This window comes from Methylosarcina fibrata AML-C10 (assembly GCF_000372865.1).
In the GTDB taxonomy this organism is placed as follows: Bacteria; Pseudomonadota; Gammaproteobacteria; order Methylococcales; family Methylomonadaceae; genus Methylosarcina; species Methylosarcina fibrata.
This window is the reverse complement of record NZ_KB889965.1, coordinates 3,302,743-3,327,893: the sequence shown is the minus strand read 5'-3', so window position 1 is coordinate 3,327,893 and position 25,151 is coordinate 3,302,743. Positions and strand designations below refer to the sequence as shown.

Sequence of the window (25,151 nt, the reverse complement as noted above, 5' to 3'; positions counted from 1 at the left end):
TTTCCCTGCGCGACAGGAGTCGATGAATTCGCCCTCATCCACTCGCTGCCGTTACGCAGGGCAGGAGAGACAAATGTTATTTGCTGAGCAAGGCCATCATTTCTTCTCTGTTAATGGCTTCTTTTTCCTGCAGCAGGTTGGCCAGTTTTTCCAGCGCGGCCTTATTGTCGGTAATAATCTTGAGTGCGCGCGCCTCGCCTTCCTGGACGATATCGATGACTTCGGTGTCGATCAGCCGGGCGGTAACGTCGCTGTAGTTGCGGGTTTCGGCCACTTCGGTTTCCAGAAATTGAAGCTGCTGGCGCTTGCCGTACGTCAAAGGCCCGAGTTTTTTGCTCATGCCCAGACTGCATACCATGCTTCGGGCGATGTCACTGGCTTTTTCCAGGTCGTTGTGGGCTCCGGTGGAGATGGTTCCTAGCATCACCTGTTCCGCGGTGCGCCCGCCCAGTAACACGGCGATCTGATCCCTCAGCTCGTCTTCGGTCGACATGAATTTCTCTTCGCCCGGCAATTGCAAGGTAAAGCCCAGCGCCGACACGCCGCGGGGAATAATCGAGATTTTATGCACCGGCTGCGCGGTCGGGACATTTTCCGCGACCAGCGCATGTCCGGCTTCGTGATAGGCAACGCGGCGTTTTTCGTCCGGCGTCAAGACTCGGCTTTTCTTTTCCGGGCCGGCCAGAATCCGGTCGATCGCCGCCTCGAAATCGGACATCTCCACTTTGTCGTGGCCGTTGCGGGTCGCCAGAATCGCAGCCTCGTTGGCTATATTGGCCAGATCGGCGCCCACCAGTCCGGGCGTGCGTTTGGCAATGACGCTGATATCGACGTTATCCGCCATGATCAAACGTTTGGTATGCAGCTTCAGAATCTCGATACGATCCTGCAAATCGGGCTTGTCGACGATGATCTGGCGATCGAACCGTCCTGCGCGAAGCAAGGCTTTATCGAGGACCTCCGGCCGATTGGTCGCCGCCATCACGATGACGCCGACGGAGGTGTCGAAACCGTCCATCTCGGTCAGCAACTGATTCAAGGTTTGCTCCCGTTCGTCGTGTCCGCCCATGACGACCGGTCCGCCCCGCGAGCGGCCGATGGCGTCCAGTTCGTCGATAAAAATGATGCAGGGCGCCTTGTTGCGCGCCTGATCGAACAATTCCCGAACTCGTGCCGCGCCGACGCCGACGAACAGCTCGATGAATTCGGAACCGCTGATGTTGAAAAACGGCACGCCCGCTTCCCCCGATACCGCGCGCGCCAGCAAGGTTTTGCCGGTGCCGGGCAGACCCACCAGCAATATGCCTTTGGGCATCCGTCCGCCCAGCCTTTGAATTTTTTCGGGATTCCTCAGAAAATCGATGGTCTCGGTGAGTTCCTGCTTGGCGCTGTCGGCGCCGGCCACGTCCTTGAAGGTAATCTTGGCCTGGGTATCCTGATGAATGCGGATTTTATTGCCCAGATTAAGAAAAGACTGGGGACCGGCCGCCGTGGTCCGGCGCAGCAACCACGACCAGATGAAGACGAAAATGAATATGGGAATGATCCAGTTGAAAAGAATATTGGCCAGCCAGTTTTCCCCGCTTCGCACCACGAAATCGACTTTATTCTTGGCCAGCATCTCGGCCAGGCCGTTTTGCCATAGCGGCACCGTCGAAAAGCGCCGGCCCGGTTCATTTTCCTTTTCCGGTTTGATCAGGCCGGTTATATAACGCTCGGTCACGGTGAGCTTGTCCACCTTGCCTTCGTTTACCAAACTAAGAAACTGGCTGTAGGGAATTTCATCCCGGCGCTCCTCGGAAATATTGTTCAGCACAAACAAGGAAACCAGGAACAGCAGGACAAGATAAATCGTTTTTTTTTGTTTTTCCCTTGCCTCGTTGTCGGTTGACGGCTTGTTAAGCTCCAGCTCCGGTTCCTTTTTCGGTAAGGAGCTCAAATTATTGGAAAAAATTTTTTTCAAAAAGGCGATGACGTTGTTCAATAAATTCATCAGAAACTTCATCAGATTGTTTTCCGGCTTTTCCATTTTATTCATACCTTAAAAAAAGTCATGTGTTGTTATTCGAATCCGCCCCTTCAAGGAGGTGTTTTTTATTGCTTCTTTTATAAATAAAACAGCCATTTGTTTGTGATGCGTTTGCCGCTTTCCACCCCGGCCGTTCGGCATTCTCTCGCCCCCGGGATTCCGTTTATACCACGTATGCAACTCTGTCCGCGATAAAACCTGCTCCGGCAGGGTAAACCTGATTTCGCATCCGGGCCATTGCTCGGCCATAAAAAACGGAAAAACATTTTAATGCCGGTGCTTCTTCTTTAAAGATATTAAAACGTACTCTAATACAAAGGACCGCCGGACGTTAACAGCCTTTACCCAGACTGCCGGATCTGCTTTCACTCGACGTGACTGACCATAATTTCCAAAGATTGTGGAAAAGCGCCATACCCGATTTCAATTGACTTCCTGGCTCCAGTAATGGCACTGATTCCGGATCTCTTTTTCGGCTTCCAGCCAGTCGTCCATTTCATGTCCCGGCTCGAATCCCCTTTTTTCCGCTTTAAAAAAAGCCCGTTCCTTGACCATTTCATAAAACGTATCCAGATCCGGAATTCCGTTTTGCCCAAGGCTTAGAGATATGTTTTCTTCATTCATGGGGGCTCCTCGATCAATGGTAAACAGTGGGGTAGAGGATCGGCAGGCTCATCGATAAAATTTATTCAAAATAGCGGCATAACGAGCTACTACGATTCGCTCATTTTCATCAGGCAGATAGATAAAACGTCGGCTTTCTGTTTTTTGCAAGAGATCGAACAGGGCAAACCGTCCCATCGGTTTATTGAAAGCAGGATCTTTTTCATAATCTTCGATAACCGGCATAACATGAGTCAAGTCAACCCGTGCTCCGATACCTACTTAATAAATCAATGACAACGGAAATTTGAAAATTCTCCACGTTGAGCAAAAAATATTGAGGAGAACGGCTGAAGGAAGGACCGTATCGTCCTGACCTAATCCAATGAAAGTTTGCAAATCACATATCAGGTGCCGCGGTTGTTACGGTATCGGATTGGACGCGCCCTGTCCGGCCGAGCCTGCTTGCCGGCGATGCTTCGGAGGGGGATGAATTCTTGTTCATCGGGCGGGAGCTGGTGCGCCAGGATCGGCTATTGCCGAACCGCCGGCACGGCCAATCTAGATCACGACGATTCTGTTTTGATCGAAGCCGGGTACGGTTTTTTTACCGACGTAGCCTCTGGGATTGCCCAGTATTCTTGCGCCGGCAATCAGATAATCCGAGCGGCTGTGGACGTGTCCGTGAAACCAGGCGGCAATTTCGTATTCATGCATCAACGGTTTCAAATCGTTGCAGTAAGCCAGCTTTTTCACCGCATTCGGGGATTCGTTCCAGCTCCATTGGGACGGGGCATGATGAGTCACTACGACCGTTTTTCCTGGAAAAGGTTTGGCCAGTTCCTTTTCCAGCCATTGTTTCGAGCGGTGGAACATTTGGCTGTAATCGTTGACGTCCATGAATCGGTCGCCGAACTTTATTTGCCGGAAGTCGTTCAGCGATTCGCTGAGAGAGGCGACTTTCTCCTGGCCTTCCACGTGAAGATCCGTCCAGAGCGTACAGCCCAGAAAGCGCACCTTTTGAAAATCGAACCGGCCGTTTTCGAGGAAATGCACATTACTGCCGAGACATTGCTGCCGGATCAACAACAAGGTTTCGCGATAATCGCTGCCGTAGAATTCGTGGTTGCCGGCGACGTAAATTACCGGTTTTTTCAGCGATTTCAGCCATTCGACGCCTTGATCGCAAACTCCGATATCGCCGGCGGCAATGACAATATCGGCATCGTTTTTCGGAAGATCCAGATAACCGAACTCCAGATGTATGTCAGAAAAATAATTTATCCGCACAATTTAACTCTGCTCAACACCCGCCATTAGGCGTATAATTACTCTATTCTTATCAAATAAATATCCTCTTTTTTCATCCAGATTCAGCTTATGTCCATCAGTCTTAGAAAAATTACCCATCAGGTATCGGTCGGCAACGTCAAAGTGGGCGGCGGCGCACCTATCGTCGTGCAGTCGATGACCAACACCGATACCGCCAACGTGGCGGCCACCGTCAACCAGATCATCGAACTGTCCACCGCCGGTTCGGAAATCGTTCGGGTTACCGTCAACACCGAAGAGGCCGCCAAAGCCGTTTCGGAAATCCGCAATCAATTGGATAAAAAAGGTTATTCGGTACCCATTGTAGGCGACTTTCATTTCAACGGCCATAAACTGCTGGAAAAATATCCGGACTGCGCCGCGGCCCTCGACAAATACCGGATCAATCCCGGCAACGTCGGACGCGGCAAAAGCCGAGACCCGCAATTTCAGCAGATGGTCGAGTTTGCCTGCCGCTACAACAAGCCCGTGCGCATCGGCGTCAACGGCGGCAGCCTCGATCAAGCCGTCCTGACGCGGCTGCTGGATGAGAACCGCAGCCTGGCCAATCCGGAACCGTTGGCGGCCGTTACCCGCAAAGCCATTGTACTGTCAGCGCTGGAAAGCGCGGCCAAAGCCGAAGAAATCGGGCTTGGCAAGGATAAAATCATTCTCTCCTGCAAGATCAGCAATGTCCAGGAATTGATCAGCATTTACGAAGACTTGTCCAGCCGCTGCGATTACGCGCTGCATCTGGGCCTGACCGAAGCGGGCATGGGTTCCAAGGGCATTGTCGCCTCTTCCGCGGCCCTGTCCGTGCTGATGCAGAAAGGCATCGGAGACACCATCCGCATTTCCCTGACGCCGGAGCCCGGCTCTTCACGGACCCAGGAAGTGATCGTCGGGCAGGAAATTCTGCAGACGATGGGCTTTCGCTCCTTTACTCCGATGGTGATTTCCTGCCCCGGCTGCGGCCGCACCACCAGCGATTATTTCCAGAAACTGGCCATGGAAATTCAGACCTATCTGCGCGATCAAATGCCGGTATGGCGCACTCAGTATCCCGGCGTCGAATCGATGGAAGTTGCCGTGATGGGCTGCGTGGTCAACGGGCCGGGCGAGAGTAAAAACGCCAATATCGGCATCAGTCTGCCCGGCACCGGAGAGTCGCCCGTAGCCCCGGTTTATGAAGACGGCGAAAAAACGGTAACGCTCAAAGGCGACAGAATCGCCGAGGAATTTCAGGCCATTGTGCAAAGATATATCGAAACGCATTACGGTGCCGACGCCTGACAAGGCGCGAATGAAAAACCGCGCGCCGGCATCAAATTACCGGCGTGCGGTTTTCGGCCTTTACCCTATCGTTTCCGCCTGCATTGCGCTGAAGTTCCTAGCCGGCCTGATTTCTTTCGCGGGCGCGGATCATGGCCGGCCCGGAAACTATCCCCTTATCCGCGATGAAAGCCACTTGGACTGACCAAAGACCTGCGGCTTAACTTTTCGATCAACGGTTGAGTGAGCCGGAATATTGCCGGGCTTTGAGCTTTCTTGAGGAATAACTTTAAGTAAGCAGGGCAGGCGAAAGATAAGCAAGAAGTTAATTGCTTTGTAATATTTTTGTCGTAAGATGCTTATCAGGTATTATTTACCCGATAAATTTTATAAACTTCACAGTCCGCAATTCATCCCGATGCGGGTTGAACATTGCCCTCTTCATCCAAAATCTTATAGCTGATCGTTAAGACACGAATATGATGAAACAAATAAATTTGATCGTACGTTTTTTACTGAGTCTCTTATTGATTGTTTCTCTTGCCGGTTGTGCAGGAAGCAAACGATACGAAAGCACCGGCGAATACATCGATGATTCCGTTCTGACCACCAAAGTCAAAGCGTCTATTTTAGGAGACTCCAAACTCAAGGTCTTGCAGATCGACGTGGAAACGTTCAAAGGCATCGTCCAGTTGAGCGGATTCGTCGATACCCCGGAAGCGGCCGAAAGAGCCGTGCAACTGGCGCGGACCGTCAAAGGCGTCAAGCAGGTTAATAACAGTCTGATCGTGAAATAGACGGATCAATTACCGTCTGCGATAACCGGACCCCGGCACGGGAGCGATCTTTGTCCCGGCCGGGGACATCCTGAATCTTTCTTCCTGGAAGGCCCGGTTCCGGAGTTAAACTCCGGTACGGTTTCTGCGATGTTTCAATCCAGCTTCTCAGATAAAGTTAGAGCCCGCAGGTTACCTTATATTTGATCGGATAGCCGGAAAACTGCCGGCTTAGTGATTTTTCCTTTGAAGTCGCGGGCCAACCTCAGGCCGCCTGTTTTTGAGGCAGGGCCGGGTCTTCCCGGTCCGATTGCTCCAGCAACCAATGGCTTTCTTCCAGCCAGCGGATGATCGCCAATTGCCCCGTTGCATTCTCAACCAGAGCCGTACAGCTTTCCACCCAATCGCCGCAGTTGCAATAGGTCTTCCCGAATTCCATCTCGGTCAGATCGGCATGATGGATATGCCCGCAGATGACGCCGTCGACCTGCCTTTTGTGGGCTTCGAGACTCAATATATGCTGATAGTTGTCCATGAAACTGACCACGTTTTTGACTTTATGTTTTAAATAAGCGGAGAGCGACCAGTATTTATAGCCCAGCCGGGAGCGCACGGCGTTAAACCATCGATTGACCACCAGCAATATCTCATAGGCTTCGCTGCCGATATAGGCTAGATTTTTATTATGGCATACGATGCTGTCGAATTCGTCGCCGTGAAGCACCAGGAACCGGCGTCCGTCCCGGGTTTGATGGATGGCATTCAGTCGAACGTCGATTCCGTTGAAATGCATGCCGGCATGCTTGCGAAAGGATTCGTCATGATTTCCGGGAATATAAATGACGCGAGTCCCTTTTTGCGCCTTGATCATGACTCGCTGTACGATTTCGCTGTGCAGCGCCGGCCAATAAAAGCCCGATTTGAACTTCCACAGATCGATGATGTCGCCCACAAGATAGAGATAGTCGCATTCGACGTGATCGAGAAAATCTCTCAGAGCCTCGGCTTTACAGCCTTTCGTGCCCAAATGCGTATCCGAAATCCAGACTGACCGATAATGTAAAGTCATAGTAATCATCCCAATGAGTCATTGCCGATGATTAAAATAACGATTTTTTATGACAGTTTGTTAACTATTGGATGAAGATTGTATGAAATGGATTTCGCCGACAATGGGCCCGAAGCGGATCGGAGCAAGCCCGGAGCCGGTTCATCCGGAAAAGCCGATTTTCAATATCGGTAACGCGATTTTTCCGGCAGCCGAAGAAATTGGCCGGAGAACGGCCCGTTAAAAAAGATGAGATTCAGCCGAAGTCTCATTATTTTTTCCTGAACCCGGCCTAAAAGAAAACGGGCGGAAGATCCGCCCGTTCCCTTCCGCCAGTTATAAGCCTTACGCTTATTTAACGGCTTGAATATGGGTTATCGCCGCCTTGACGTGCTCGGTACCGACATCCGCATGGCCCATATTACCGTGATTGACGGCTTCTTCCAGCTCATTGGAAGCTGCCTCCAGGTGTTCCTTATTCATTCCCGTGTCCACTAAGGCGCCGGCCAAGGTATGCTCCAAAGCCACGCTCGCATGCTTCACCAATTCACTTGCCCGGCCTGCAGCTCCTTCTTTCGCAGCCGCATTGGCATGCTCAAGCGCCGCTTTGGCATGGGGATCTTCAGCCATTACCGCTGAACTAAATACTAACAATAAACCTGCAAATACGGATGTTGTTTTTTTCATTTTCAGTTCCTCATTAATATTTAAGTGATCGATACAGTTTATTTTTCAAGTTATAGCAGCCTTCAATTAACTTAAAGGCATGCCTTGTATCGATATAGTCAACCAATTTTGGAATTAACGATGCGATGCAGATGCTGTTACGAACATCGCGTGCATTAGACTACCATATTAAATTTACTTTCCCTATTTCAAAAAATAAAAATTGAGATGGAATTGAATGGCGGGCGGATTGACAAACAAATTAGTCCGCCACGGCTTTTCCGGTCCGCTTGTATCCTATTGCCGGTTAGGATGTATTGTTTCGACTTCGGTACCAACCGGACGAATGGATTCGCTCCCGTCGGCGATAGAAAAACGCTTTGGACCGCTCTTTAAGGTTGTTCCGAATTCAAAACCAAGGATCCTCGAAGTTTTCCATTTCCTGTCCGCCATGCTCGGGCCCGAAATTAAATCATTTGACCCTTCCCGGACATAAGATTACCATGCAATCTCCTGACCTTGGTGAAAGGTTTACCGCAAACGGCCAGGATTATCCATAACCATAAAAATGTAAGGGTGGCACTATGAAGAGAATCATGTTAATCGGTGCGGTTTTGCTGGGAATTTCAAGCTTTACGGTATTGGCCGAGGAACACGCCGATGCGGCTTTAAAACATACCCAAATGGCCATCCAGCAGGGCAAGGCCGGACACAATAGCGCCTTGACCACGCACGCCAAAGAAGCTTTGACTCATGCGAAAAAAGCGGCCGAAGTCGCTGAAGGCGAAGCCAAAACCCATATGGAAGCCGGGGTCAAATCTCTGGAATCGGCTATAGAACACGGCAAAATGAAGGGCAAGGAACACGGAAAAGCGGCCACGAAAGCGGCTGAAGAAGCGGCCGAACACATTAAAGCAGGCAACCGCTAATCCCGTTCTGTAAAAAATATTTCATCCGGCCTACAGCCCTAAAAGACGATAAAATAAACCCCGTAGGTTTATTGCCTATGGGGTTTTTTGTCGAGTACGGCCGTTTCCGCCCCGAATTGAAAAAGTCACAATCCGACACAAGTAAGTTAAAGGCCCTGCCGAAGCGCTTGGGCTGCGGCGATAACGGCCTGCCCCAAAGCCAAACCGCCGTCGTTCGCGGGGACTTTAGCGGAAGACAATACGGTTTTTCCAGCCCGCCTGATTGATCTTCCGGTCTCTTCCAGCAACAAACGGTTTTGAAAAACGCCGCCGTTCAGCACCACGGTATCCAGCCGGTATTGCCGGCATAACCGGATGGCCAGGCGTGCGGTGATGCGCGCCAGCCCGTGATGGATCCTTGCCGCGATGACGGCGGCGTCGGTCCTCCGCTGCAAATCCGTCAGAAGAGCGATCCAGAACCGGCGCCAGTCGATGACGATGGCCGCGCCGCACTGCTCCAAACCGGCCGGGTAAGCGTGCTCCCGTTGTTCGGCAAAAACAGGCGCGGCGAGACTTTCCAGTTGCACGGCGGCCTGACCTTCATAGCTGATTTGCTCCGTGCACAGACCGACGGCGGCGGCGCACGCGTCGAGAAAACGCCCGCAGGAACTGCTGGCCGGCGAATTCACCCGGCGTGCAATCATGGCTGTCAGAATCGCCCGGGGTTTGCCCGAAAGAAAACGCAGGATGTCAACATCGGCAAAGGATTGCCGCAACGCTTGCCAGTCAAAATAATGATGAAGCTGAGCGTAGGCATTCCGCCAGGGTTCGCGTATCGCCTGAACGCCTCCCGGCATGGGCACGGCCGGAAGATGCGCCAGACGGACGCAACGGCGGTAATCCACCCGCAGAAATTCGCCTCCCCAGAGCTCCCGATTCCAACCCATGCCCAGGCCGTCGAAAGCCACTCCCAGGACTTCGGCGCCGAGCGGCAAACCATGCTCCGCCATGCACGCGGCGATGTGCGCATGATGATGCTGTACTTCCGTAATCATCAGATCGCCGGAGCTCGCCCATTGTCGGCCCAGTTGCGTGGACGCGTAATCCGGATGCAGATCGACCGCCAGGATTTCGGGAGCCAAGTTGAACAGTTGCCGGTACTCCCCGATTTGCCGGCGGTAGTCCGTTTGCGTTCGAGCATTTTCCAGGTCGCCGAGGTAGTGCGACAAAATCGCCTGTCCTTCGTGAAGCAGGCAGAAACTGTTTTTCAGCTCGCCGCCCATCGCTAACACCGGGCGGGCCCGTTCAAAGCCGGCCGGGAGCCTGAACGGTTCCGGCGCAAATCCTCGGGCCCGGCGCAGTAAACGAGGTTGACCGTCGTTGATACGGACGACGGAATCGTCCAGGCGCCGCACGATGTCGCGGTCATGCATCAGAAAATAATCGGCGATCCCGTGCAACGCCTGCCGCGCTTCATCGTTATCGAGGCACTGCGGTTCCTCGCTGCGGTTGCCGGAAGTCATGACCAAAGGTCCGTCAAAGATCTGTAACAAACCGTGATGCAGCGGCGTATAAGGCAGCATGAAGCCCAGAGTCCGGCCGTCGGGCGCCACGCTATCGGCCAGTTGTTCGCCCCGGGCCGCCAGCAGCACGATCGGCGCCGCCTTGTCTTCGAGCATCGCTTGTTCCGGAATCGAAACTTCGGCATAGCGGCGCACCGTCGCCAGGTCTTTCGCCATCACGGCAAACGGCTTGGCGTACCGGTTTTTGCGCCGGCGCAGCCGGGCGACGGCATTTTCGTTATCGGCCGCGCAGGCCAGATGAAAACCGCCGAGACCTTTGACGGCGATGATCTTGCCTTGCTTGAGCAAGCCGACGGCCGCCTTCAACACATCCGGAACCGGTAGTTTTTCACCGTGGCTGTTTTCCAGCCAGAGCGTAGGGCCGCAATCGGGACAGGCATTGGCCTGGGCATGAAAGCGGCGGTCGGCCGGATTGCCGTATTCCGCCCGGCAACGGGGGCACAAGGCGAAAGGCTTCATGCTGGTGTGGACGCGGTCGTAAGGTACCGCCTGAATGATGGAAAAGCGCGGGCCGCAATGCGTGCAGTTGGTGAACGGATAAAAATAACGGCGATTGGCCGGCTCCAGAAAGTCGCGCAGACAATCAGGGCACGTCGCGGCATCGGCGGCGATGCCGGTTCGGCCGGCCGCATCGCAGCGGCTGTCGGTGATCCGGAAGTCCCGGTCAGGGCAGGGGCCCTGGATGGCTTCGACGTCGATACGATCGATGCGGGCCAGAGGCGGCGCTTGCCGGGGCAGTTCGGCGATAAACCCGGCGATACGGTCCTCGCTGCCCCAGACCCGAATTTGCAAACCCGCCGACTCGTTCCAGACCGAACCGCGCAGGTGAAAGGCGTGCGCCAGACGCCATACCGCCGGACGAAATCCCACGCCCTGCACGGCGCCGGCGATGCGGATGGCTTTGCCGGGCATCAGCAGATTCGGGGCAGTTGCTCCCCGGCCAGCCAATCGACGACGCGGTGGCCGCCGAAGCCGGTTGCCATCCGGACCAGCCCATCCGGATCCGCAACGACTTCGCCGATGATGGCGGCCTCTCGGCCCAAGGGATGACGGCGCATCACCGCAAGCAAGGCCTCGGCCTGTTCCGGCGGACAGAGACAGACCAGCTTGCCTTCGTTGGCGATATACAGCGGGTCCAGGCCCAGCAATTCGCAGGCGGCTTTGACCGAAGGCTTCACCGGAATGGCGTCTTCCCGGATCATCATCCCGACGCCGGACTGGCGCGCCAGTTCGTTCAAGGTCGTCGCCAGACCGCCGCGGGTCGGATCGCGCAAGCAGTGAATGTCGGGAACCGCCCGCACCATACAGGCGACCAGGTCGGCCAGGGCCGCGGAGTCCGACTGGATCACGGTCGAAAACTGAAGATTTTCTCGGCTGGCCAGGATGGCCACGCCGTGGTCCCCGATGCAGCCGTTGATCAGTATGCGGTCGCCCGCCTCGGCCCGATCGCCGGAAATACGGACGTTCTCCGGCACGACCCCGATGCCGGTCGTGGTAATGAAAATGCCGTCGCCCTTGCCCCGCTCCACGACCTTGGTATCGCCCGCGATGACCGGCGTGCCGGCCTGCCGGGCGGCGGCGGCCATGCTGATCACGATCCTTTCCAGATCCGCCAGCAAAAAGCCTTCTTCGAGGATAAAGCCGGCGGAGAGATAAAGCGGCTTGGCGCCGGCCATCGCGACGTCGTTGATCGTGCCGTGCACCGCCAGCGAGCCGATGTCGCCGCCGGGAAAAAACAGCGGCGAAATCACGTAACTGTCGGTGCTGACCGCCAGGCGGCCCGGCGGCGGCTCGAACATCGCCTGATCGTTGGCCTGGCGCAACAAGTCGTTATCCAGATGCCGGATGAACAATTCTTCGATCAACTGCGCCATCGCACGGCCGCCGCTGCCGTGGCTCATGTCGACGGCGCCGTGCCGCAAATCGAGAGTCGACCGGTAACGGCTCATGCCGGTGCTCTTTTTTGAATCGGCAGACGTCCGTAAGACCAATACGCGGCGCACGCGCCTTCGGACGACACCATGCAGGAGCCCATCGGGTTTTCCGGGGTGCAGACCGTGCCGAATAATTTGCAGTCGACCGGGCGTTTCAAACCTCGCAGAATGGACGGGCATTCGCAGCCTTTGACGTCGTGGGCCCGGACGGCCGGCAGGGTAAACCGCCGCTCGGCATCGAAGCGGGCATAATCGGGCTTTATCCGAAGCGCGCTGCCGGCGAGCAGCCCCAAGCCGCGCCATTCGAATGCGGCGCGCAATTCGAAGACGTCGGCAACCAGTGCCTGCGCCTTTCGGTTGCCTTCGGGGCTCACGGCGCGGGTATATTCGTTCTCGACCTCACAGCGCCCCTCGTTCAACTGGCGGATCAGCATCAAGGTCGACTGCATCACGTCCAAAGGCTCGAATCCCGAGATGACCACGGGCTTTCGATAATGGTCGGCAAACTCCCGGTAGGGCGAGCTGCCGATGACGGTGCTGACGTGGGAAGGCCCCAGAAAACCGTCGATTTCGACTTTTTCCGGAGAATCCAGAATCGCGCGCATCGCCACCGGCGTCAGCACGTGATTGCAGAAGACCGAAAAATTCTTGAGCCCTTCGCTTTGCGCCTGCCGGATGGCGACGGCCGTGGGCGGCGTCGTGGTCTCGAAGCCTATCGCAAAAAAGACGACTTCCCGTCCGGGATTGGCCCGTGCAATTTTCAGAGCATCCTGACTGGAATACACCATGCGGATGTCCGCGCCTTGCGCTTTCGCCTTCATCAGGCTTCTTTGGCCGCCGGCGGGAACGCGGAGCATGTCGGCGTAGGTGCAAAGAATGACTCCGAACCGCTCGGCCAGGGCGATGGCGTCATCGATGCGTCCGGTCGGCAACACACAGACAGGGCAGCCGGGTCCGTGAATGAATTCGACGTTGGCAGGCATGAAATCCTGAATGCCGTAGCGGTAAATGGCATGGGTGTGCCCGCCGCAGAACTCCATCAGTTTGTAGCGCCGTCCGGTATTGGCTTCCCGGGCTATCGCCTCGGCCAGCCCTGCCGCAAGATGCCGTTGCCGGAATTCTTCGATGTATTTCATGGCGGTGAACCGCTCAGGCCTGCTTCGGCGAAGAGCGCCAGCGTTTTTTCGGCTTCTTCCTCGCTGATTTTGTTCAGCGCGTAACCGACGTGGACCAGTACGTAATCGCCTACCCGGACGTCGTCGACCAAGGCCAGGGACACCTCGACTCTGACCTGCTCGACCGCGACCGTGGCCATGCCGGTCGCCGTATCGATCGCCTCGACTCGAGCGGGCAGCGCCAGACACATAAATTAAGCCTGGCCGCCCGCGGGCAACGATTGGCCGATCGCATTCAGCGTCCGGCCGGCCTGGAGCCATTGCAGCCATGCGTCCATGCCCTGTCCCGTTTTGGCCGACAGTTCCAGGATTGTGATGCGCGGATTGACCCGGCGGGCGTAGCGGATACATTGCTGCACGTCGAAGTCCAGATACGGCAACAAATCGATCTTGTTCAGAATCATCAGATCGGCGGCATGGAACATGTCCGGATACTTGATGGGTTTATCTTCGCCCTCAGTGACGGACAACACCACCACTTTGTGAGCTTCTCCCAGATCGAATGCCGCAGGGCACACCAGATTGCCGACGTTTTCTATAAAAACGACGCCGTTGTCCGGCAAGGCCAGATCTTCCAGCGCATGTCCGACTCGATGGGCGTCCAGATGGCAGCCCTTGCCGGTATTGATCTGCACGGCCCTGGCTCCCGTTTGGCGGATGCGCTCGGCGTCGAGGGCGGTTTGCTGATCGCCTTCGATCACGCCGACGGTAAATTCCGGTTTGAGCCGTTCGATCGTTTGCGTCAGCAGCGTGGTTTTGCCGGATCCGGGACTGGACACCAGATTCAGCGCGAACAGGCCGTGCCGGGTCAGATAATCGCGGTTGGCGGCGGCATACCGATTGTTCTTGCCGAGGATGTCCTGCTCTATTTTGACCAGGCGCGCCTGGCTCATCCCCGGAACATGCGTCTGGGTGGAACCCAGGACGTATTCGTGATGATGCGGATGGCGATGGCCGTGCTCATGGCTCTCGTCGGACGTTGCATTTTCGGCGCAGCCGCAGACTGTACACATTACTCTACCTCCAGTTCCTTGATTCGCATTTGTTCGCCGTTTTGTATCTGTAACGGATAACCGCCGCAGCGGGGGCATTCGTCATAGCGCTGCTGTATCTCTACGGTTTGCAGACACTGTGTGCAGCGCGCTTCCCCCGGTACTTCGACAATTTCCAGCCGGGCCCGTTCGGCTACCGACCCCTGCATGACGATCTCGAACGCAAAACGGATGGCTTCCGGTTCCACGCCGGAAAGCCTGCCGATCTCCAGCCATACGGTTTTTACCCGATGATAGTGCTGCAGCGGCGCCTGTTGTTCCAGGACCTGCCTTATATTTTCGCACAACGACAGTTCATGCATGACGGCGGATGAATAAGCTCGATGCGGTTGCCATACGGTTTACCCGGTCCCGATTGTGCGGAGGTCTCGGTTCCGAATAGTATCCGAACCTGCATGAAATGCCTAATGTTTTGATCCGAAACGCAACGGACAAGCGGTTTTCCCGATTGAACAGACTCTCTATTCGGATTCCGTTCCGATCATGACCAGCGCTTCGGCGTCCTGATCCATGGCCAACGTCTCCACGCCGCGCAATTTTCTTTCCATCGCATGGGTCCGGGTTGTTTGCAGGGTTTCCAATGAGTGGGACGCGGTATGGAGCTGTTTTTGCACTTTATCCAGTTGCTCGGCGTATTTGACGAATTCGGTTTTTACCTCGGCCAGCACGTTCCATACCTCGCTGCTGCGTTTTTGCACCGCCAGCGTCCGGAACCCCATGTGCAGGCTGTTCAACAATGCCGATAAGGTGGTCGGGCCGGTAATGGTCACCCGGTAAATGCGCTGCAATTTTTCGAAAATTTCAGGGTAACGCAGGACTTCCGCGTACAAACTTTCAACCGGCAGGAACATAATCGCAAAGTCGGTCGTATGAGGCGGATCGATGTACTTGCCGCTGATGTCCTTGGCGAAGCTTTCCACGGCATTCATCAACTGCTTTTGCGTCAGGGTAATTTTGCCGGTATCGCCGTCGTCCAGCGCCTGGAGCAAGGCTTGATAGCTTTCCAGCGGGAACTTGGAATCGATGGGCAGCCAGACGGTCTTGTCGTCGGCCTTGCCCGGCAATTTGACCGCATACTCCACGTTCGCCTGGCTGCCTTTTTTGGTGGCGACGTTGATGTCGTATTGTTCCGGCGACAGGATCTGCTCCAGAATATTGCCCAGTTGATATTCTCCGAGAATGCCGCGCGTTTTGACGTTGGACAGCACCTTTTTCAGATCGCCGACGCCGACCGCCAGAGTCTGCATCTCGCCCAGCCCTTTGTGCACCTGCTCCAGACGCTCGCTGACGTGCCTGAACGATTCGCCCAGGCGTTTTTCCAGCGTATCGTGCAGCTTTTCATCGACCGTTCTGCGCATTTCGTTGAGTTGCATCGTATTGTCTTCCCTGATGGCTTTCAGTTGTTTTTCGATGGTTTCCCTGATCTCGGCAATGCTGGCCCTGGCCTGCTCTGCCGTTTCCTGCTGCTGTTTGTTCAGATCGGAAAATTTCAGCCTCAGTTGTTCGCTGAAATCCTTGATGCCGTCGGCGAATTTGCCTTCAAACGATTTCAGCGCCGCGTTCAACTCCTGGCGATTTTCCTTGGCGTCGTTCCGGAGGCCTTCCTGAAAACTGTCGAGTTTTTCCAGCGTTCTTTCCCTGAATTCATCCTGCTTCTTGTTCAGCGATTCGCTGGAAGCCGTAAACGAAGCGCTGACGCTCTGCCTGAATTCGTTGGAATTGCCGATCAGTTTTTCGGACAAGGCGTTCAACGCATCTTTAAAGCCGTTCAACTGACGGTTTTGTTCGCTGCTGTTGGCCGCGACCCGGTTCAGCAAGGTGTCCTGAAAGCCCTTGAACGATTCGTTCATTTCGCGGCGGTTTTCCGCGCTGACCTCGCGCAGCTCCCGGCGTGATTCGCTCAGGCCCGCTTTCAGCGACTGGTCCATTCGTTCCAGCAGACTGATCAATTCGGCTTTGATTTGTTCGGCGTTCGACTGCGACAACGCATTCATCTTGCGCCAGATCAGGATCAGCATCAGGGTGATCAACACCAGAAAGGCGGCCGCCGTGCCGCTTAGCAGAAGAGGATCGAGCATTTTGTTTCCTTAATTGTTATTGATTTCAAACCACAGGGATCACGGACGGCCGCATGGACGCGAGCGGTAGGCATCGCCATCATAAGGGGACTTATGGACAGAGCGCTTGCCGAGAAACGCAGAGCTTGAAAATCATATCCTCTGTGAGCCCCGTGTCCTCTATGATTTTAAACATTTTCCACCATTATTGTTGATTTCGATTAAATCACAAGAATCACAGAGCCGGCATGAATTTTCTAAAGGCGCCGCTGCCGTCAGCGCAATGTTTTATCCGATGCCGTTGGCGCCGCGTGGAACGGTGGGCAGGCATGACGGGGGCGGCGGTTTACCGCCGTTTCGGTTCGTTATGTTAATTCATAAGGTCATAGATTAAGTCAGCGCCATTTCCGACCGGACCTGAAGTATTCGATCACTTGGTGGTGGCACCGGCGCTGTTCGAGTAAGCCGAATTACCGCTATTATTCGAGGCGCGTACCCGATAACGATAAGCTGTCTTGCTTCTCAAGTTGCTGTCGGTATAGTTAGTGCTATTGGCCCCGACCGCTTTAATCTGAACAAAGTTCGAGCAAGTGGAACCTTGGCAGCGTTCAATCTTGAACTGCGTTTCGTTGGTAGCATTGTCCGTCCAGGTTAGTTTGATTTGGGTCGTGGATTGGGCCGTGGCCGTCAGATTGCTGGGGGCGGCCGGCAACGAGGCGGTAACGGTAATGCCTGCAATATTGGAATACGCCGAATTGCCGGTCGTGTTGTAGGCTCGAACCCGATACCGGTACGTGCTGCCCGCAGTGACCGTGGTATCCGTCCAACCGGTCACGTTCTGGCCCACCGCGCCGATCTGGCTGAAGTTGGAGCAAAATCTGCCCAAACAACGTTCGATCTTGAATCCGGTTTCGTTCGTGCTTTGATCGCTCCAGCTCAAATTGACCTGGTTTCCCGAACCTATTACGGCGGTCAATGTTTTTGGCGCAGCAGGAATCGCGGCAGCCTGGAGAGTGATGGAGTCGCTTACCGTATCCGAGACGTTCAGAGCCGCGTCTCTGAATTGGGCATAAACCGTCTTCGTTCCGTCGCCGCTGGTCAACGTGTGGGAGGCGGTGGTGGCGAAGGTGAGCCAGGAGCCCCAGGTGACGTTGTCGTTTGAAAAGCGCATCGTGCTGACGCCCGAGCCGGTGTCGGTAGCCGAGAGGGTGAGCGTCACCGCCGTCGTGGTGGTGCTGGCGGCGCCGTTGTTGATGGAAATCGTCCCGGTGGGTTTGGTGGTGTCCGTTTGCGAGCTGAAGTTGACGTTGCCGGTTTTGTCCATCAGCGTCAGGGCGGTGCTGGCAGGCGAGAAGGTTAAGCCTGTCATGGTGGGCGTGATGGTATAGCTTTGGTCGCCTTCGAGATGAGGAAAGAAGAATTTTCCGTCCGGGCCCGAGGTGGCGGTGGTGACAGAGGTTCCGGAAAGGGTGAGGGTAACTCCCGGCAGCGGGGCGCCGGCCGAATCGGTGACCTTCCCCTGAATCCAGAAAGCCATCGGGAGAAAGTAGGGGCTGGCATCCTTGTTGAAATAAACCGAAAAGCTGTGAGTGGCGTCGGTGAAATCGGCTCGGAAACGTCCTCTGACAGTCCCCAGCGTATCCTCGGCGAAGGCGCCGTTCACCACGTTCACGGTGACGGGCGAGACAATATTGTCGAGCGAAGTCATAGTGACAGAACCGGCATTGCTTGCCGGCAGATAGCCGAAAACGCCGACACCGGAACCCAAACTGAGCATGCCGGAATCCGCTACCGGACCGGCGGGGCTTTGCGTCCTGGCCTCAATCCGCAACTTGTCCTGATAGTTGCCGGGCCAGCCAACCCCGGCGACGCCGTAACTGTTGGTGACTTCGCTGCCGCTCAGCAGCAGGGCGTCCCGGTAGTCATAGTCTTGCCACTCAATCGTCTTACCCGCCTGCATTGTCTCGGTGCCCGAAGTGCTTCGGTAGAAGTAGTCAATGTTGCCCTGGTTGATGCGTTGGTAGAGAAGGTAGCCTTGCGGCGGGTCCGCGTCGAAAACGCCCTGCTGGGCATACCATGTTTGGAACGGTTTCCCTTCGACGTTGGCCTGGACGGAGGCCGCCAGGCCGGTGAGTGCCGCCAGATTCGCAACCACGCCATGGTCGGCGGCCGCCGCGGAATACAGTAGGGTATTGAAATTGATGAAAAAACTGGAATTCTCGAGGAGCGCCTTGGCCCAGGCGTAGCCGGCCAGCTGGTAACGCACGAGAGCTGAAACGTAACCTGCCCAAACGTTTCCATTTTTGCTGCCGATGATAGGCAGATTGAGGCCTTCATAATATCTGTCATAGGCATAAGAGTGTTTATCATCCCACGGATGAGCCACCCCGGAACGGCTGAAAACCTCGATTTCGGCGGCGCGGGTCATCCCTTCTTCGTAGGTGTTGATTGCAAGGATATAGTCGTCGCGAAAGGCGTGAATGATTTCGTGGACCAGAACATCGACGTCGAGCTCGCTCAGAGTCAGCTCGTTGGTCGAGGACGAATAGGTGCCCGCGACATCGCTTCCGGTAAGGGTTGGGTCATACCGGATATTCATGGTATTGGAAAACGCCGGAGCACCGTACACTTCCTTGATCAGAGGATAGAAAGTATTGATGCTGGCCTGAAGCGTTGCTATATCCGACGCGCTCCAGGGGTGGTCAGGGGAATCGAAGGTGAAAGTCAGTTCGTTGTCTATCGCTGCGCCGGCAACAGCAGAAGCCGATTTTTTCCTGGCTTCCTCCGCATCGGGAAGAATGGGTTCTCCGTTTTCATCGAGAAACACGACGACTCTGTCCAGCCGGCTTCCTTCTCTCTCGGGAACGGCGGCATTACCAGGCTTCGGCTTCTTTTCGCGAAGGCGTTCGGCGATGAGTGCGTGAGCCTTGTTTCTCGAGGGTTGCGTCCCGGAGCGCACCTCTGCCGAGGAAAGCTTCGGCCCCACCGGGATATAGAGCAGATTGCCCGCAGAGTGAATTTCGCTGTGGCCGGTAGAGCCGGGAATAACGCCGTCGGCAGCGAATGGCTGGTCAGGAGGCACGGAAAGATCGTCTTGAGCCTTAACTAAAATTGGCGCGGCCAAAGCCAATGCGGCCAGAATCCAAAACCCGGCCTGCCACCAGACGGATTTTGGCAATAACGGAGCGAGTTTTGATCGCGGTTGAATAATCAAGCCATCATTCATGACCTTCTCCTATCCCGTTAACGGAAATTCGTTTGACGTTTGAGTCAATGAATCTGCCGAGTGGATCTGATTTCGGCTGGGTAATTAAATCGGTCGTATCTCACGCCCGCTTATCATTCGGAAGCCGGCGCTCAGGTTATTCCGTAAAGGCGCCGGTAATCCTTTATCGCTTCAAGAAAAGGGCCGCCCTCATTGCTCAAATACTCGATAATATCGGCCAGAGTAACGATGGCGATGACCGGCATGGCAAAGGTTCGGGTGACTTCCTGGACGGCCGAGATATCGGCTTGTCCTTTTTCCTGCCGGTCCAGTGCAATCAGTACGCCGGCCGGGGTGGCGCCGCAGCCCCGGATGATGTCGACCGATTCCCTGACCGAGGTTCCCGCGGTAATGACGTCGTCCACGATAATGACCCGTCCCTTCAAAGAAGCGCCCACCAAGGCGCCGCCTTCGCCGTGATCTTTGGCTTCCTTCCGGTTAAACGCAAAAGGGATGTCGGACGATTTTAGTTGCGCATAGGCGATCGAGGCCGCGCTGACCAACGGGATGCCTTTATAGGCCGGACCGTAAAGGATATCGGCTTCCACTCCGGAATGGATCAAGGCCTGGGCATAAAACTGCCCTAATTTGCCCAACCGGGCGCCGGTATTGAACAAGCCGGTGTTGAAAAAATAGGGGCTGATGCGGCCTGATTTCAGTTGGAATTCACCGAATTTCAGTACGCCGCATTCCAGGGCGTAGGCGATAAAGTCTTTTTGATAGTCGTGCATGGTGAGTCCGTATCGAAATGGGGATCGGGTCGGTTTTCAGTTGACGAAGCGTTGCAAAACGGTATCCAGAAAATTCCAGCCCAAGTCCGAGCAATGATAACGCTCGTTTTCCTCGATTAACAACCGTTGTTTCAGATTGGAATTCAAGCCCGGTTCAAGAGCCGCTAGAGGCAGGCCGGTGGCCGAGCGGAACGCGTTCGCGCTGAAGCCTTGCTTCAGCCGCAACTGGTTCATCGCGAATTCCAGCGGCAGATCCTGAGGGGCGATGATGGTTTCGATGGCATCGTCCCCGGCGGTTTTCAGATACTGTTCGGGATGCCTGGGCTTGACGGTTCGAAGGATGCGGCCGGGCAAGGCCAGCGACAGCTTGCCGTGAGCGCCGGCGCCTATGCCCAAATAATCGCCGAATTGCCAGTAATTCAGGTTGTGGCGGCACTGCCGACCGTCGAGGCTGTAAGCCGAGATTTCATATTGCCGGTAGCCGTGATCGGCCAAAATGCTCTGGCAAAGGCGCTGGGTTTCAAAGACGATCTCGTCACCGGGGAGCCTGGGCGGAAATTTATGGAAATAGGTATTAGGCTCCAGGGTCAACTGATATAAGGAAATATGGGCCGGTTGCAAGCCGATGGCGGTTTCGACATCGATTCTGCTCGTGTCGGGAGTTGTCTCGGGCAAGCCGAACATCAAGTCGAGATTGATGTTGTCGAAGCCGGCACGATGCGCGATGTCGACCGCCGTCACGGCTTCTTTCGAAGAATGCACCCTGCCCAGTCTTCGCAATGGCCCGTCGTGAAAGCTTTGGATGCCTATCGACAGGCGGTTGATGCCCAGCCATCTGAAATCCCGGAATTTTTTGCTCTCGAAAGTGCCGGGGTTGGCTTCCAGCGTGATTTCCGCATTCTGTTCAAGAGTCACCTGCCGAGCGATGCCCTGCAGCAGCCGGTCGATCGCTGCGGTCGAGAACAGGCTGGGCGTTCCTCCGCCGATAAAAATCGTAGCGATCGGACGGTCAATTCGGTAACGGCGCACATCTTTGGCCAGATCGGCCAGCAGGGCATCGACGTAAGCGGTTTCCGGCAGATCGGATTTCGCGGCGTGGGAATTAAAATCGCAGTAAGGGCATTTTTTGATGCACCAGGGGATATGAATATAAAGGCTGAGCGGCGGCAAGACGGCAATAATCGAACGGATAAAGAGGTAGTTTAACACGATTTCCGCCGGTTACGGCCATTTGACATCGAAAGCCGATTCTTTATAATGGCCTCCGCTTTCAGGTTCCATTCGGATGTCATTCCCAATGGTTAAACGGGAAGTCGGTCAGGTTTCAGCCAAAGCCGACGCTGCCCCCGCAACGGTAGATAAGTCAAAGAATCGTCGAAATGCCACTGTGCTCTGCATGGGAAGGCGGCGATTCAGGCGCCAGCCGCTTATAAGCCCGGAGACCGGCCTCGAAGCATTATTCGGCACAGCGGAGGGCTGTCTGCGAAAAGGACAGTCATTTTCCGTTTTTCTCGTCTTCTTCGTCCTCCGTTGTTTTATTAGCTAATGCACCCTGCGCGGGCGGCGCAGAGGACGAGGAGACCATGCAAAAATTCATTTACGGCTCGCTGTTGCTGGCCGGATTCCATTCTTTCCCTTTGCCGGCGGCCGAACCCATCCCGGACGAACCGGCCGATTTACCCGAAATGGTGGTTACCGCCACCCGCTCGGAAATAGATAAAAAGCAGCTTGCCACCGCGACCACGGTCTATACCCGCCAGGATATCGAGCGCCTGCAGAGCAAAACCCTGCCGGAACTGTTGAAGGGCACCGTCGGCCTGGATCTCACCCAACAGGGCGGCGACGGCAAAATCACCAGCGTTTTCATGCGCGGCACCGATTCCAGCCATATCCTGGTGCTGGTCGACGGCATCAAAGTAGGCTCGGCGACGATCGGCGCCACCGCATTTGAATTCATTCCCATCGATCAGATCGAGCGGGTGGAAATCATCCGCGGCCCCCAGTCCAGCCTATACGGCTCCGAAGCAATCGGCGGCGTCATCCAGATTTTCACGCGGAAGGGCAGCCGGAGCGAAAAGCCCAGCGTGACGCTGGATGCCGGCGGCGGCACTTACGACACGATCCGCACGGCCGGCACGGTCAGCGGCCAATGGCAAAATTCCTGGTACACGGTCGGCGCCTCTCATTACAACACGCAGGGATTCGATTCTCGCGAACCGGTGCCGGGATTTTTCGGCGTCGACCAGCCCGACAAGGACGGCTATTACAATACCGCGGTCAATGCCCGGCTTGGCCACCGCTTCGACAATGAGGCCGAAATCGAAGGCTCGTTCATCAGAGCTCAGGGAAAGACCGAGTACGACGGTACGTTCCAGGACAAAACGAAATTCATCAATCAGGTGGCCTCCCTTTCCGGCAGCATGGATCTGCTCGACAATTGGCGCTCCACGTTGCGCCTCGGTCAGAGCCTCGACGACAACGATAATTTTGCCCCCGGCGGCGCCTTTTCCACCCGCTTCGATACGACGCGCTGGAACGCCACCTGGCTGAACCGGATCGACTTGTCCGACGATCATCAGTGGGTGCTCGGTTCGGATTATCGTCTGGATGAAATCGACAGCTCGGAAAATTTCAGCAAGACGTCGCGCTACGACGTCGGGATCTTCGGCGAGATGCACAGCCGTTTGTTCGACGATCATTTCATCAATGCCTCGCTGCGCTGGGATGAAAACGAGGCCTTCGGCGACTACGTCACCGGCAACGTCGGCTGGCGTTATCGCTGGAAGTATGGCCTCAGTCCGTTCGCCAGTTTCGGCAACGCGTTCAAGGCGCCGACGTTCAATGATCTGTACTGGCCCAACGACGGTTTCAGCGCGGGCAATCCCGATCTGGAACCCGAACAATCGACCTCGTTCGAAGTGGGTCTGGCAGGTGACCACGGACGGCTGCAATGGGAATTCAGGGCCTATCACACCAATATCGACAATCTGATCAGTTGGATGTTGGTCGATCCGGTGCGTTTCCAATACCGTCCCGAGAATGTCCGAAAAGCTCAGATCGACGGCCTCGAAGCGGAAATCAGCGCTCAGTTTTTCGGCTGGAACGGCAAGCTGGGCATGAACCTGTTGAATCCCGAAGACCGGGAGACCGATCTCCGGTTGGTGCGGCGTTATCAGAAGAGCCTGTCGTTTGATTTGTCCCGTTCGTTCGGGCCGGTCGACGTGGGCGCTTTTATCCTGGCTCAGGGCGACCGCTACGACGATCCGCAGAATACGGTCCGGGTGGCCGGCTATGCCACGGTCGATTTACGGGCCGCTTATCACTTCGACAAGCACTGGATGCTCAGCGCCAAACTGAATAATCTGCTGGATAAACAATATCAACTGGTGGATACTTATAACACTGCGGACAGAAATTTTTTTGTTTCCGTCCATTATAATAACTGAAGAACGGCCGGGAACGGCTTCGCGTCAAATTCGCTCATTTTGGAGATACTCGATGAAAACCCTATTCTGGCTGCAGACCCGTTATTTGCCAGTACCTCTGATACTATTGATGGTGCTCACCCGTTTTCACCATTTCGGTGATGCCTTGCATCTTCCCGATGCGTCGCTGGCGGTGTTCTTTTTTGCCGGTGTTTATCGCAAAACCCTTCTTTTCGTCTTCTTGTTGGGCTTGGCCGGTTTGATCGATTATCTCGCCATTGCCAACGGCACCAGCGCTTATTGCATTTCTCCGGCCTACGTCTTTCTGATTCCGACCTATGGCGTGATGTGGTCGGCAGGCCGCTATTGTGCGCGATTCAAATCCTTTGCCGGAGCTGAACTGGCGTTGTCGTTCGGCTTGCTGACCTTGGCGGCCACCGCGGCCTTTATCATTTCCAACGGCAGTTTCTATTTGTTTTCCGGGCGCTATGACGATCTGGCATGGAGCCGCTACATCGTGCAGTCTGCCGGTTATTTCCTGCCCTACACCGGAGCGGCTCTGGGCTATGTGGCGGTGCTGTTCGCCGCGGTCAGGCTGATCAAAGCCACGCTCGGCGTGCAGTCCCTGCGCAAGGAAGCGTGACAGGAAAACGGTTGAACGCCTCCGTCCCCGGAATTTTTGCAATGCGATTCCGGGACGGCTTGCAAAGACAGGTTTTTGGCCCGCATTAAACCGGGTTTCTGGCGTTCTATTCCACGATCCCGGCCTGCTGCAATTGTCGCCTTAACGCTTCCATTCGTCTGCGGTTAACCCCCAGATCGCTGTACCCGACCCTTGAAGCCGAACGGATATGAATGAGTTTCGCATCGGCATCGAGCACCGCATCAACATCGTCGACAAAACGGAAGACCAGCGTGGTGGCTTCGGCGTGCAGCGCGCCGTTACCGGCTTCGGTGATCACGGTCCGTTTTTGGCCGGCCAGCGTCCGTTGCAACGCCGCCCAGGCGTCTTCAACTTTACCTTTGATTTTAAACGGTGCAATATAATGGCCGCTGTCCTTGGGCGCCTGGCTGGACACGCAGTTGGGCGTGTTCGGGCAGGGCGCCAGTTTGACAGCGGTATCCGCTGCCTGGGAAGGGGTGGATAAAGTCATCGCAATCAGTCCTGTAGAAACAAGCAATTTGAAAATCATGGAATTTCGCCCGGTTGTTCATTCCAAGCAGAGCATCTCATTTTTCAGGCGGAAAAACCAGCGCGGTCTTTGCGGACGCGGAAGACGCCGAGCCGGATTTTTTGCGGAAGCGGGGCGGAGCGA

22 protein-coding genes and 1 riboswitch are annotated in these 25,151 nt (G+C 55.3%); of the genes, 5 read left to right on the top strand and 17 right to left on the bottom strand.

What is annotated here, in order from left to right; genetic code table 11:
* Positions 1 to 76 precede the first annotated feature (76 nt).
* From ftsH to A3OW_RS0115565, 4 genes are all read right to left on the bottom strand, one after another.
* Positions 77 to 1,993, bottom strand: a complete 1,917-nt coding sequence (gene ftsH, locus A3OW_RS0115585) for an ATP-dependent zinc metalloprotease FtsH (RefSeq protein WP_408605674.1) — start codon at positions 1,991 to 1,993, stop codon at positions 77 to 79.
* Positions 1,994 to 2,452: 459 nt separating this feature from the next.
* Complete coding sequence (locus tag A3OW_RS0115575; protein WP_020564379.1) at positions 2,453 to 2,653, bottom strand: DUF2934 domain-containing protein; 201 nt, start codon at positions 2,651 to 2,653, stop codon at positions 2,453 to 2,455.
* 48 nt (positions 2,654 to 2,701) lie between these two features.
* Positions 2,702 to 2,890 (bottom strand): hypothetical protein, encoded by a 189-nt coding sequence (locus A3OW_RS27935; protein WP_232422393.1) that lies wholly within the window; start codon positions 2,888 to 2,890, stop codon positions 2,702 to 2,704.
* A 303-nt stretch (positions 2,891 to 3,193) separates the two neighbouring features.
* Positions 3,194 to 3,922 carry a metallophosphoesterase gene (locus A3OW_RS0115565; protein WP_020564377.1) on the bottom strand — a complete coding sequence of 243 codons (729 nt, stop codon included), beginning with the start codon at positions 3,920 to 3,922 and terminating at the stop codon, positions 3,194 to 3,196.
* Between the two features lie 90 nt (positions 3,923 to 4,012).
* Between A3OW_RS0115565 and ispG the strand changes: the two genes are divergently transcribed.
* Both ispG and A3OW_RS0115550 read left to right on the top strand, forming a co-directional pair.
* Positions 4,013 to 5,236, top strand: coding sequence for a flavodoxin-dependent (E)-4-hydroxy-3-methylbut-2-enyl-diphosphate synthase (ispG, locus tag A3OW_RS0115560; RefSeq protein ID WP_020564376.1), 1,224 nt, complete (start codon positions 4,013 to 4,015; stop codon positions 5,234 to 5,236).
* A 458-nt stretch (positions 5,237 to 5,694) separates the two neighbouring features.
* The gene (locus A3OW_RS0115550) at positions 5,695 to 6,012 is read left to right on the top strand and encodes a BON domain-containing protein (RefSeq protein WP_020564374.1); all 318 of its coding nucleotides are present in this window, start codon (positions 5,695 to 5,697) and stop codon (positions 6,010 to 6,012) included.
* 244 nt (positions 6,013 to 6,256) lie between these two features.
* Here A3OW_RS0115550 and A3OW_RS0115545 read toward each other — a convergent pair whose 3' ends face one another.
* Together A3OW_RS0115545 and smbP (A3OW_RS0115535) are read right to left on the bottom strand one after the other, a co-directional pair.
* Complete coding sequence (locus A3OW_RS0115545; protein ID WP_020564373.1) at positions 6,257 to 7,060, bottom strand: UDP-2,3-diacylglucosamine diphosphatase; 804 nt, start codon at positions 7,058 to 7,060, stop codon at positions 6,257 to 6,259.
* A 330-nt stretch (positions 7,061 to 7,390) separates the two neighbouring features.
* Entirely contained in the window at positions 7,391 to 7,726 is a 336-nt protein-coding gene (gene smbP, locus A3OW_RS0115535) for a small metal-binding protein SmbP (protein WP_026223643.1), read from the bottom strand.
* 563 nt (positions 7,727 to 8,289) lie between these two features.
* Between smbP (A3OW_RS0115535) and smbP (A3OW_RS0115530) the strand changes: the two genes are divergently transcribed.
* The gene (gene smbP / locus A3OW_RS0115530; RefSeq protein WP_020564370.1) at positions 8,290 to 8,634 is read left to right on the top strand and encodes a small metal-binding protein SmbP; all 345 of its coding nucleotides are present in this window, start codon (positions 8,290 to 8,292) and stop codon (positions 8,632 to 8,634) included.
* 146 nt (positions 8,635 to 8,780) lie between these two features.
* On the opposite strand, the gene hypF is transcribed toward smbP (A3OW_RS0115530), so the two are convergent.
* The 10 genes from hypF to hemW form a co-directional block, all read right to left on the bottom strand.
* The gene (gene hypF, locus A3OW_RS0115525) at positions 8,781 to 11,108 is read right to left on the bottom strand and encodes a carbamoyltransferase HypF (RefSeq protein ID WP_020564369.1); all 2,328 of its coding nucleotides are present in this window, start codon (positions 11,106 to 11,108) and stop codon (positions 8,781 to 8,783) included.
* Positions 11,108 to 12,145 (bottom strand): hydrogenase expression/formation protein HypE, encoded by a 1,038-nt coding sequence (gene hypE, locus A3OW_RS0115520; RefSeq protein WP_020564368.1) that lies wholly within the window; start codon positions 12,143 to 12,145, stop codon positions 11,108 to 11,110. The genes hypF and hypE overlap by 1 nt, the downstream gene beginning before the upstream one ends.
* Positions 12,142 to 13,266 carry a hydrogenase formation protein HypD gene (hypD, locus tag A3OW_RS0115515; RefSeq protein ID WP_020564367.1) on the bottom strand — a complete coding sequence of 375 codons (1,125 nt, stop codon included), beginning with the start codon at positions 13,264 to 13,266 and terminating at the stop codon, positions 12,142 to 12,144. Before hypD ends, hypE begins: the two co-directional genes overlap by 4 nt.
* Positions 13,263 to 13,496, bottom strand: a complete 234-nt coding sequence (locus A3OW_RS0115510) for a HypC/HybG/HupF family hydrogenase formation chaperone (protein WP_020564366.1) — start codon at positions 13,494 to 13,496, stop codon at positions 13,263 to 13,265. The genes hypD and A3OW_RS0115510 overlap by 4 nt, the downstream gene beginning before the upstream one ends.
* A gap of 3 nt (positions 13,497 to 13,499) precedes the next feature.
* Positions 13,500 to 14,318: a hydrogenase nickel incorporation protein HypB gene (gene hypB / locus A3OW_RS0115505; protein WP_020564365.1), complete on the bottom strand. Its 819-nt coding sequence runs from the start codon at positions 14,316 to 14,318 to the stop codon at positions 13,500 to 13,502.
* Entirely contained in the window at positions 14,318 to 14,659 is a 342-nt protein-coding gene (gene hypA / locus A3OW_RS0115500) for a hydrogenase maturation nickel metallochaperone HypA (protein ID WP_020564364.1), read from the bottom strand. The genes hypB and hypA overlap by 1 nt, the downstream gene beginning before the upstream one ends.
* 159 nt (positions 14,660 to 14,818) lie before the next feature.
* Positions 14,819 to 16,435: a DNA recombination protein RmuC gene (rmuC, locus tag A3OW_RS0115495; protein WP_020564363.1), complete on the bottom strand. Its 1,617-nt coding sequence runs from the start codon at positions 16,433 to 16,435 to the stop codon at positions 14,819 to 14,821.
* Between the two features lie 409 nt (positions 16,436 to 16,844).
* The gene (locus A3OW_RS26535; RefSeq protein ID WP_020564362.1) at positions 16,845 to 19,640 is read right to left on the bottom strand and encodes a fibronectin type III domain-containing protein; all 2,796 of its coding nucleotides are present in this window, start codon (positions 19,638 to 19,640) and stop codon (positions 16,845 to 16,847) included.
* A 131-nt stretch (positions 19,641 to 19,771) separates the two neighbouring features.
* Positions 19,772 to 20,410 carry an orotate phosphoribosyltransferase gene (gene pyrE, locus A3OW_RS0115485; protein ID WP_020564361.1) on the bottom strand — a complete coding sequence of 213 codons (639 nt, stop codon included), beginning with the start codon at positions 20,408 to 20,410 and terminating at the stop codon, positions 19,772 to 19,774.
* A 36-nt stretch (positions 20,411 to 20,446) separates the two neighbouring features.
* A complete protein-coding gene (gene hemW, locus A3OW_RS0115480; RefSeq protein WP_020564360.1) occupies positions 20,447 to 21,619 on the bottom strand; it encodes a radical SAM family heme chaperone HemW in 1,173 nt (390 codons plus the stop codon).
* Between the two features lie 46 nt (positions 21,620 to 21,665).
* Positions 21,666 to 21,875, top strand: a riboswitch (cobalamin riboswitch).
* 118 nt (positions 21,876 to 21,993) lie between these two features.
* Here hemW and A3OW_RS0115475 point away from each other — a divergent pair.
* Positions 21,994 to 23,856, top strand: a complete 1,863-nt coding sequence (locus tag A3OW_RS0115475) for a TonB-dependent receptor domain-containing protein (RefSeq protein ID WP_020564359.1) — start codon at positions 21,994 to 21,996, stop codon at positions 23,854 to 23,856.
* A gap of 52 nt (positions 23,857 to 23,908) precedes the next feature.
* Positions 23,909 to 24,478, top strand: coding sequence for a hypothetical protein (locus A3OW_RS0115470; protein ID WP_020564358.1), 570 nt, complete (start codon positions 23,909 to 23,911; stop codon positions 24,476 to 24,478).
* 106 nt (positions 24,479 to 24,584) lie between these two features.
* Here the strand turns inward: A3OW_RS0115470 and A3OW_RS0115465 are convergent, their stop codons facing one another.
* A complete protein-coding gene (locus tag A3OW_RS0115465; RefSeq protein ID WP_020564357.1) occupies positions 24,585 to 25,028 on the bottom strand; it encodes a DUF1499 domain-containing protein in 444 nt (147 codons plus the stop codon).
* Positions 25,029 to 25,151: the final 123 nt, after the last annotated feature.